This is a genomic window from Streptomyces sp. NPDC002835 (assembly GCF_053591995.1).
On the sequence record NZ_JBSFUW010000015.1, the window covers coordinates 169,608 to 178,057 of the forward strand.

The window sequence follows — 8,450 nt, forward strand, 5'->3', positions numbered from 1 at the left end:
CAGGCAGGACGAAGGCCCGGGCCCCTCCTATGGACGGGGCCGGTCTCAAGGGCGCTTGCCGGAAGGCGCCGGCAGCTCGGGGGGTGCGACCGTTGCGTCAGGAATGAGCCCGGGGCCAAAGCGGCTGCGACCCGACCGGCATGACGGGGCGACTGTCGGCGCCCAAGCGGCGTCCGGGGTCAGGGTGTTAGCCGGGCCCGATCCAGCCCGGACGGCGCCTGCCCCGACCCGGTCGGGGCGCGGTGTCACCTCGGCGGCTTGCGGCTGCCGCGGGCGCTCAGTGCGCGGATAGGACCGATCAGCGACCGGTAGACCGGCCGCACCACGCGGCCGGGGAGATAGCGGTGACGCTCCTCCTTCCAGACCCTCGCCCTGCCGTGCCCCGCCAGGGGAGACCACCGGTCGGTGACCGGGGGTTCGGATACGTGGAACTCGATTCGGCAGAGGTGCTTGATGTTGACGTAGCCGTACTGCCCGGGGCTGACCAGCCGCACCGGAGCGCCGTGGTCGCCGTCGAGCGGCCGCCCGTCGAGACGGTCGGCGATGAGTACGTCGTCGGCCAAGGCGTCCTCGAGCAACACGACCGACCGGTAGCCGTCGAGACCCTCGAAGCTGACGTGGCTGACCGGCGCACCCGGCCCGAGCAGCGGCTCGACCCGTGTGCGGTAGAGGGTCTGGAACGCGACTCCTTCCCACAGCAGGTCGGTGGCCGACCACCCGGCGACACAGTGGAAGTCGGCTCGTACCTCTTGCCGTGGCAGCTTCGCGATGTCGGCCACGGGCAGGGTGACGGCCTCGGTGAGCGCCCCGCAGAGCTCGATCACCGGGTCGGCGGGCACGGGCGGAGGCGGGTGATGGAGGTGCGTGCCGAAACGAGGGAACCCGTCCACGGCGCGTTGGCCGGGGGGAAGTGTCATGTCGCTGCTCCGTTGTGTGTGAAGCGAACCGGGTAGGCCGTGCGTCGATGACCTGGTGGCAGCCGTCGGAGAACTCCTCTTGGGTGCTCGGGAGCCGGCGGCGGAGAGCCGTGCGACTGCTCCGTCGCGTCGCCTCCCGACTCGTTGTACGGTGGCGTACATATCGAGAGTAATCCGTTATACGGCCCCGCACAACGCGGCGGGGAGTGAGGTGAGGCACAGGATGGGTGCGCTGCGCACACCGCGCGAGCGGTGGGTCGAGGAGGGGCTGCGGGCGCTGGCCGCGGGCGGTGTGGACGCCGTGCGCGTCGAGGCGCTGGCCAAGGCGCTCGGCGTGACCAAGGGCGGGTTCTACGGGTACTTCGCCGACCGCGGCGCGCTGCTGACCGAGATGCTGGACGCCTGGGAGCGCGAGTGCGTCGACGACGTCTTCGACCGGATCGAGAAGGAGGGCGGCGACGTGCTGGACAAGGTCCGACTCGCCGGGCAGCTCACCTTCTCCTGCGACCGCCTGCTCCCCATCGACCTTGCCGTCCGCGACTGGGCCCGCCGTGACCCGGCGGTCGCCGACCGCCTGCGCCGGGTGGACAACCGGCGCATGCAGCTGCTGCGCGACGCGATCAGCACCTTCTGCTCCGACCCCGACGAGGTCGAGGCCCGCAGCCTGCTCGCCTTCTGCATGGCCATCGGCAGCCACTTCCTCGCCGCCGACCACCCCGGCCGCACCCGCGACCAGGTCAAGGCCCGCGCCGGCGACCTCCTCCTCAACCGCTCGCCCGGCAGCCCAGCTGACGACTTGGTCCGCGATTGAGGTCTGGGCGTGTTGGCCTGGCGGGTCGGCTGGTGGTTGAGCAGCAGGCGGCCTGCTGGGCCAGCATGTGCTCGGTGCTCGGTGCTCGGTGCTCGGTGCTCGGTGCTCGGTGCTCGCCAGGAACGGGCGGATCTCCCCGATGGCACGGGAGATCGTGGAGCGGGCGATGCCGTACAGCTCGGCGAGCGCGGCGTACGTAAGCCCAGTACGTAGACGGACCAGGGTGACGAGCAGGCGGTCGGTGAAGACCAGGTCGTGCTCCGGGCCGGGACCGGCCTCCCGCTGCCGCTCGGCACCACGCCGCTCACGAAGCTCCGACTCGCACCGGGCGAGCGTCTCGCGTGCGCATCTCGGCGATTCGATCGAAGAGTTGGCCGATCTGTGGGCCAAGCACCGGCCCCGGGCATCAGGGCCTCAGCAGTCCGCCCACCCACCAGTCGTGCGGCTTGCCATCGTTGGCAATGCCGCGATTGCGCAGTGTCCCTTCGACGGAGAAGCCGAGTTTCTCGGCGACGGCACGCGAGCCGGTGTTCCCGGCCATGGCCCACCACTCGATGCGGTGCGCGTCGAGCGTGGCCCAGCCCCAGTCGCACAGGGTCCGAGCGGCCTCCACGGAGTACCCGCGTCCGCGCTGTTCCTTGGCTGCCCAGTAACCAAGCTCCCAGACGCCGCGGCTGATGAGGGTCAGGCAGTACGAGCCGACCAGGGCGCCGGTGTCCTTGCGGAACGCGCCGAGGGTGTAGTCCCTGTCCTCGGCCCACTGAGCGGGCAGCTTCTCGCCGACGAGCTTCTCCGCGTCCGCACGCCGGTACGGCGCCGGCACCGAGGTGTAGAACTGGATGTCCTCGTCCTGGCAGGCTTCGTACACCGCATCCACGTCGGCAGGTGTGAAGGCCCGCAGCACCAGACGGTCGGTCTCAAGAGTCACTGGATCCATCGCGGCAGTATGACCACCATCAACAAGCAGCGACCAGCGAATATCCCGACCGGGCACCGCCCATCACAGCACCCCCGGGCTGGTCAACGGTCGTCGCAACACCCCAGATCAGCTGGCCCCCGAGACGGGGTTACACCCACCATCAGTCGCGGACCGAGCCGTAAATGAACGCCCTCCCGCCGGGCTGGGCCGGGGGCACAGCCGAGGCGGACATCGTGCTCAGAAACGCGTGAGAACAAGTCGCACTCGGGCAGGCGTCGTTCGGGAGTTGCGCACGGCCGCACGCCGCACGATACGGGCATACGGGCAGCGTAGGACTCGGGCGCCGCTTCGGGGGCGGGCAGGCTCCCTGGCCGCGCGTTCATCGTCCAAGGAGCGATGACGGACAGCCCGCCCTTGTCGGCGCGGAGACGGTCTTCGTGTCCGGGCCGGCAAGGGCGAGCGCCGAGGGCAAACCGCTGGGTCAGTTGTCCAGGCGGACCGGCATCAGCAGTGAGTACGTGTCCTCGTCGGCGGGTCGGCGGATCACGATGGGCGCCGTCGGAGCGCCGAGTTCAAGGATGAGCCGCTCGCCGGCTCCCGCGTCGAGCGCGTGGAGCAGGAACTCGCGGTTGACGGCGACCTGGCTCTCGTCGTCGTCCCCGTCCTCGCAGACGGCCACCGCGCCGTCGGACGTCACCTTGAGTACGCTGAGGTCACAGGTCACGCCGTCCTGCTTGGGCATCTCGCCCGCGCGGACGGGACCGGTCTCCAGAGCCTGCCGGAACGCCGCCACATCGACGAGGGCGCGCCGCCCGGCCGGCAGGCGGACGAGGCGACGGTAGTCGGGGAAGTCGTGGTCGAGGCACTGACCGGCCACCTGGCGGTCCCCGGCCTTCAGCGTCACGCGGTCACCCTCCAGGGTGAGCCGGACGGGCGCCTCGCCGTGCAGCAGGGCCCGCATCGCGTCGACCAGCGGAACCGGGACGATGGCCTGGACACGGGGCCCGCCGTGTCCGGTGGTACCGGTCCGCGCGATGGCCATCCGGTACCGGTCGGTGGCCACAAAGCTGAGGGCGTCGCCCTCGACGTCGAACAGGACGCCGCCGAGCATCGGCAGCTCCGGGTCGCTGCCGGCGGCGAAGCGGACCGCGTCCAGCGCGGCGGCCGCCTCGGGGGCGGAGACGGACAGCCGGACGGCGGCGGTGCGGAGCGTTGTCATGGGGATCTCCCTGCGTTCGATCAGAGTTCGGAGCGTGGAGAACTCGCTGCGGGCATCGGCCAACCCCGCTTCCAGACGGTGCAGATGGTCCTGAAGCAGCTTTCGCACCAGGTCCGTGTCCGCGCTGGACCACCCGGCCAGTACCAGCCGGATGTCCGGAAGGGGCATGGCGGCCCGGCGCAACCGGGCCAGTAGCCGGGCCTCTTCGAGCTGCTCGGGGGCGTACCAGCGGTAGCCGGTAGCGGGATCCACCCAGGCGGGGACCAGCACACCGGCGCGGTCGTAGAACCGCAGGGTGCTGATGCTCAGGCCGCTGTCCCGGGCGGTCTCGCCAATGCTGTGCATGTCGTTCTCCACGCCCAGAACTCTGGGCCCTCGACCATGTCGAGGGTCAAACACCGATCCTCGTCCGCCGTTTCGGTCCGGGGTGACCCCCTGCCTGCCGGGCGGGCCTTGGCCGTCTGGGGTGCCGACGAGCCGTCAGCGATCGGCGAAGTGCCTTGCCAGCCGCTTGATCTCCTCGATCCACAGCTCCGTGTCGTCACCCGGGCGCTTGTAGGGGTCACGGCGGGCCAGCTTGAAGAAGCCGCCGGACGGATGGCCGCTGTCCTTCAGCACTACGAGGGCGGAGAGCAGCGGCAGCGATCCGTCGGGGCTCTCCCGGACGGACGCGTCCTCCAGGAGGTAGGGCATGGGGCCTTCGTAGGCGGGGACGTGATGACCGCGCTGGGCCAACTCGCGGCTGAGATCGCCGTACGACAACGGTGCCGCACCCGCACATGCGCGTTCCCGCAGGATGTCGACCACGGCGTTCAGCGCCTGCTCGTACTCCGGCGTGTCCTTCTGCATCGTTCTCTCCCCGCCTCGGCGCCCGGTGTTGAGCCGCCTCAGAGCCTATGGGGCCCCGGCGTGGAACGGAAGGAGTGAACGTGCAGTGTATCGTGTCGGCTTGTGAACTCAGTGCGTACATTGCATACTGAGGGTCCGTACAGGACATCACCACATGAGTCGTCCCCGGACAGGCCGGACTTGCCGGGAAGGCTTTCGAAGTACGGGGCCGTCCGCTTCCGCGCGCCCGGCCGACTCTGTTCTGCAACGTCCCTGGGGTAACCATGAGCATCACCCGCACCGCAACCACCGCCACGGCCGCCGCGCTGCTGCTCGCCGCGCTCACCGCCTGCGGCCCGACCGCCGACACCGGCGCGGACGCCAAACCCACCGCCCCCACGTCCGAGGCGCCCGCCTCCGGCGCAGACACGGCGACGCCGGAGCCCGCAACCAGCGCCACGCTGCCGGACATGGTCGGCAAGGGCCTGCAGAGCGCCCAGGACGAGGCGCAGGCCGCCGGCTTCTATCTCCTTACGTCGCACGACGCACTCGGCCGGGGCCGCAACCAGATCCTCGACCGGGGCTGGAAGGTCTGCTCCCAGAAGCCGGCACCCGGCACACAAGCGACCGACGTGAAGGTCGACTTCGGCACGGTCAAGCTCGAGGAGGAGTGCCCCGCGGGCGGAGACCAGAAGCAACCCGAGGCGGCCGGCTCGACCATGCCCGACTTCACGGGCAAGGCGGTCAAGGTCGCCCGCCAGGCGCTCGACAGCTCCACGAGCATCACCGTCACCGACGTGTCCGGCCAGGACCGCATGGTCCTCGTCGAGTCGAACTGGCAGGTCTGCTCGACCGACCCGGCGGCCGGCGCGAAGCTCGACGGGCAGCCGGTGACCATCGAGGCCGTCAAGTTCGGCGAGAGCTGCTGAACCCGACCCAGCCGGGTAGCCGCTGCCAGTCGTCCATGGGGTCGTACAGTCACGGGCCGTTCGTCATCGTCTCGTCCTCGGGGTCGACGGGAAGGGGCCGCTGTCGTAGGGAGGTGTCCTCGGCCTTCACTGCCCTTCACCGTCCATTCGTCCGGCTGATCGGCTGGAGACAGCCGATGACATCCACGAAGCCCTCCTCACCCTCGGGTGCGCGCAGTCCTGCTGGAAATGCCTGCGCGCCCCGGACAGGGCTCTGGTCTCGCTCAGGCAGTCCGCCAGCGCCGGATCGAGGTGCCCTCCACCGTCAGCCATGTGCCGTCGCCCAGCGCCAGGGGATCAGAACACTTGGTTCCGGCGTATTCGATCTCCGCCACCGGCTGCAGGGTCCGCCCGTCCAGCACGAGATGCCGGTTGTCCGCCGAATCCTGGTCCGCGGCGACAGCGGTCAGGACACGGTCGGGGTCCAGGAATCCCGGCCGGTAGCCGACGAAGCGCAACCCCTCGGGCAATACGTCCTCGGCATCGACGCTGACATCCGGCCGCCCCGTCTCGTATCGGCTCAGCCACTCACCGCCTACGTCCATCTTCAGGAAGGCCCCATTCATGCTGAGTCCCGCGAATGGTTCGTCCTCGAAGCCCACGTGCTCCGCCGTGATCCGGTCGTGCTCGACACTCACCAGGAGCGAGTGGAACGTGTCCCCCTGAGCCGCGTTCAAGAACAGCTGCGCCGGGTCGGTGAGCGCCTGCTGGAAGGCGTACCCGGCCGAGGCCGAAGGCAGCACGGTGTGCGTGACGCGTCGCCCGTTCGCCAGGTCCAGCGCGACGCACAGGTCTCCCTCGTAGGAGCCACCGCCCTCCGTGTGGCCGATCATGGTGACCAGGAGCAGGCGTCCCGCCGAGTCTGCGGCGCAGGCACCCGCTGCGATGCGCTGGTCGAACCAGGGCTGATGCTCGTGGGTCCAGCGCACCCGTCCGTCGGCCTCGAAAGTGGTCACGACTCCGTCGGCGCTCACGGCGAGCCCGCCGTCAGGCAGCGGAGTGGCGAAGACGCGAGCATCCGCTGCCTGCGCGAAGGGCCAGCGGTACCGCCCGGCGAACAGATCCGACGACGACGCTTCGCCGACACGTCCGACGACGATCTCTTCCGGGGTCTTCGCCACCAGCCAGTTCGCACGGTCACGTGCCTGCCAAGCGTCATGCGCGAAGAGTTCGAAGCCGGTGAACTCCTCATCAGCGACGAGTTCCGCGGAGAGGTGCGTGTATTCCATGGGTCCCTTTCTACCTCGTTCATCGAGGGGAGTGCCGCGCGGGCCAGTAGAACTGCTTCTGTTGTGTTCCCTGAGTGCCGGGGTACACCTGCCCGAACATGGCGCCCGAACTGCCGCGGATGATCGGGGAGCAGAACTTCGTGCAGACGACGTTCGATGCCGCACCGTGAGTCGGCAGCCAGACGGGGGTCTTCTTTCCCTCGTTGAGTCTGTGCAGGTACTGAAGGATGTTCTGCTCGGCGTGGCCACCTTTGTCACCCTTGGGCACCTTCATGTATTCGTCGTTGGGCAAGGGGACCAGTCCGAGACTCCTGGCCAGTTTCATCTGTTCGTCATCGAGTTTGCTCTTGCTGGTACCGGAGACGAACGTGATCGGTCCCTTGGGGCCCTGAGCATGGATCACTGCGACGGTCTGCTTCTCGCGGGCTATGGGATTCGTCTTGAGGTTGTTGATCTGTGTGGCCAGATCCTCCAGGCGCTGCATGCAGGGCGCGAGCCCCATGGGATCGCAAACCGTCGCAGGATTCGTCACGTATCCGGCGGGATTCGGCGCTGGCTCGAGACCGAGCGGGTCGGGCGTTACATAGCGGCCGGGTTCGGGATCATAGTGGCGGAAGTGGTTGTAATGGAGCCCCGTTTCGGGATCCGCGTACTGGCCGGGAAAGCGCAGCGGGATGTACGCGGTCGCGTCACGGCTCCACGTCGTGGTGCCCCACTGCGTCGCGCGGCTGTGCCAGGCGATACCGCCGGTCGGGTCGACCAGTTCGGTCGGCGTACCGACCAGATCGGTGACGATGGCGAAGAACCGCGTGTCGACATCCCGTTGGTCGGGACTTCCGTCGTCATTCCGCCCCAGGGGAACGTGATCCGGCCGCGTACGCCGCTCGGCTTGAGCCAGCGGGCGAAAACCGTCGTACTCCCAGGTCAGCGTCGTCCGTGTGACACTGTCCCACTGCTCGGCCAGTTGTCCGCCGTCCCACACGAAGCGGGTTTCCTCGACGACTTCGCCGCCCGGCCCGTGCTTGCGTTTGGCCGTGCGGCGGGCGAAGGCGTCGTACGTGTAAGCCCGGAGGACCCCGTCGGGTGTGGTGCAGGAGACGAGCCGGTCCTCGGCGTCCCACTCGTAGCGCCAGATGTCCGGCTTGCGGGACAGGCGCTTCTTCCGGCGCTCGACGACTCGGCCGGCGGCGTCATAGGTGTAGCGCAGTGCCCCCGCAGACCGCAGTCGCATGCCGTCGTAGGAGCGAGGCCCCCTCGACTCGGAGTTCGGAGCACTGTCGGGCCACATGGCCTCGGTCTGATTGCCCTCGTCGTCGTAGAGATACCTCTCGGACCACCGACCGGCGTCCAGGCCCGTCGGCCGGCCGTCGGCATCGAGGCTGAACCGTTGTGTCCGGCCGGTCAGCCGGTCCGTGACGAGCTGCAGATGATGGTCGGCGCGGTAGCTGTACGCGCGGGAGCGCAGGGGTCTGATGCAGGTTCGGGTGACAGGTTCGGTCACGCGGCCTGGAGGGCCGGTGTGGTCATGAGGGTCTCGAATTCGATGGGGGTCAGCCGGC

At 69.2% G+C, this 8,450-nt stretch carries 7 protein-coding genes and 2 pseudogenes; 2 read left to right on the forward strand and 7 right to left on the reverse strand.

Annotation, left to right across the window (positions count from 1 at the left end; translation table 11 throughout):
• Positions 1-245: 245 nt before the first annotated feature.
• Positions 246-917: a molybdopterin-dependent oxidoreductase gene (locus ACWD01_RS18935; protein ID WP_451163182.1), complete on the reverse strand. Its 672-nt coding sequence runs from the start codon at positions 915-917 to the stop codon at positions 246-248.
• Between the two features lie 223 nt (positions 918-1,140).
• Here ACWD01_RS18935 and ACWD01_RS18940 point away from each other — a divergent pair, with 223 nt between their 5' ends.
• A complete protein-coding gene (locus ACWD01_RS18940) occupies positions 1,141-1,728 on the forward strand; it encodes a TetR/AcrR family transcriptional regulator (protein WP_451163184.1) in 588 nt (195 codons plus the stop codon).
• A 126-nt stretch (positions 1,729-1,854) separates the two neighbouring features.
• On the opposite strand, the pseudogene ACWD01_RS18945 reads toward ACWD01_RS18940, so the two are convergent.
• The 4 genes and pseudogenes from ACWD01_RS18945 to ACWD01_RS18960 form a co-directional block, all read right to left on the reverse strand.
• Positions 1,855-2,118 (reverse strand): annotated as a pseudogene (locus ACWD01_RS18945) (helix-turn-helix domain-containing protein); the annotation flags it as partial.
• A gap of 16 nt (positions 2,119-2,134) precedes the next feature.
• A complete protein-coding gene (locus ACWD01_RS18950) occupies positions 2,135-2,665 on the reverse strand; it encodes a GNAT family N-acetyltransferase (RefSeq protein WP_451163186.1) in 531 nt (176 codons plus the stop codon).
• A gap of 463 nt (positions 2,666-3,128) precedes the next feature.
• Positions 3,129-4,211 carry a DNA polymerase III subunit beta family protein gene (locus ACWD01_RS18955; protein ID WP_451163188.1) on the reverse strand — a complete coding sequence of 361 codons (1,083 nt, stop codon included), beginning with the start codon at positions 4,209-4,211 and terminating at the stop codon, positions 3,129-3,131.
• A 135-nt stretch (positions 4,212-4,346) separates the two neighbouring features.
• Positions 4,347-4,715: a hypothetical protein gene (locus ACWD01_RS18960; protein ID WP_451163190.1), complete on the reverse strand. Its 369-nt coding sequence runs from the start codon at positions 4,713-4,715 to the stop codon at positions 4,347-4,349.
• Between the two features lie 263 nt (positions 4,716-4,978).
• On the opposite strand from ACWD01_RS18960, the gene ACWD01_RS18965 reads away from it, so the two are divergent.
• Positions 4,979-5,623 carry a hypothetical protein gene (locus ACWD01_RS18965; RefSeq protein WP_451163192.1) on the forward strand — a complete coding sequence of 215 codons (645 nt, stop codon included), beginning with the start codon at positions 4,979-4,981 and terminating at the stop codon, positions 5,621-5,623.
• Positions 5,624-5,886: 263 nt separating this feature from the next.
• Here ACWD01_RS18965 and ACWD01_RS18970 read toward each other — a convergent pair whose 3' ends face one another.
• The gene (locus ACWD01_RS18970) at positions 5,887-6,891 is read right to left on the reverse strand and encodes a hypothetical protein (protein WP_451163194.1); all 1,005 of its coding nucleotides are present in this window, start codon (positions 6,889-6,891) and stop codon (positions 5,887-5,889) included.
• Positions 6,892-7,375: 484 nt separating this feature from the next.
• Positions 7,376-8,450, reverse strand: a pseudogene (locus tag ACWD01_RS18975) (RHS repeat domain-containing protein); the annotation flags it as partial.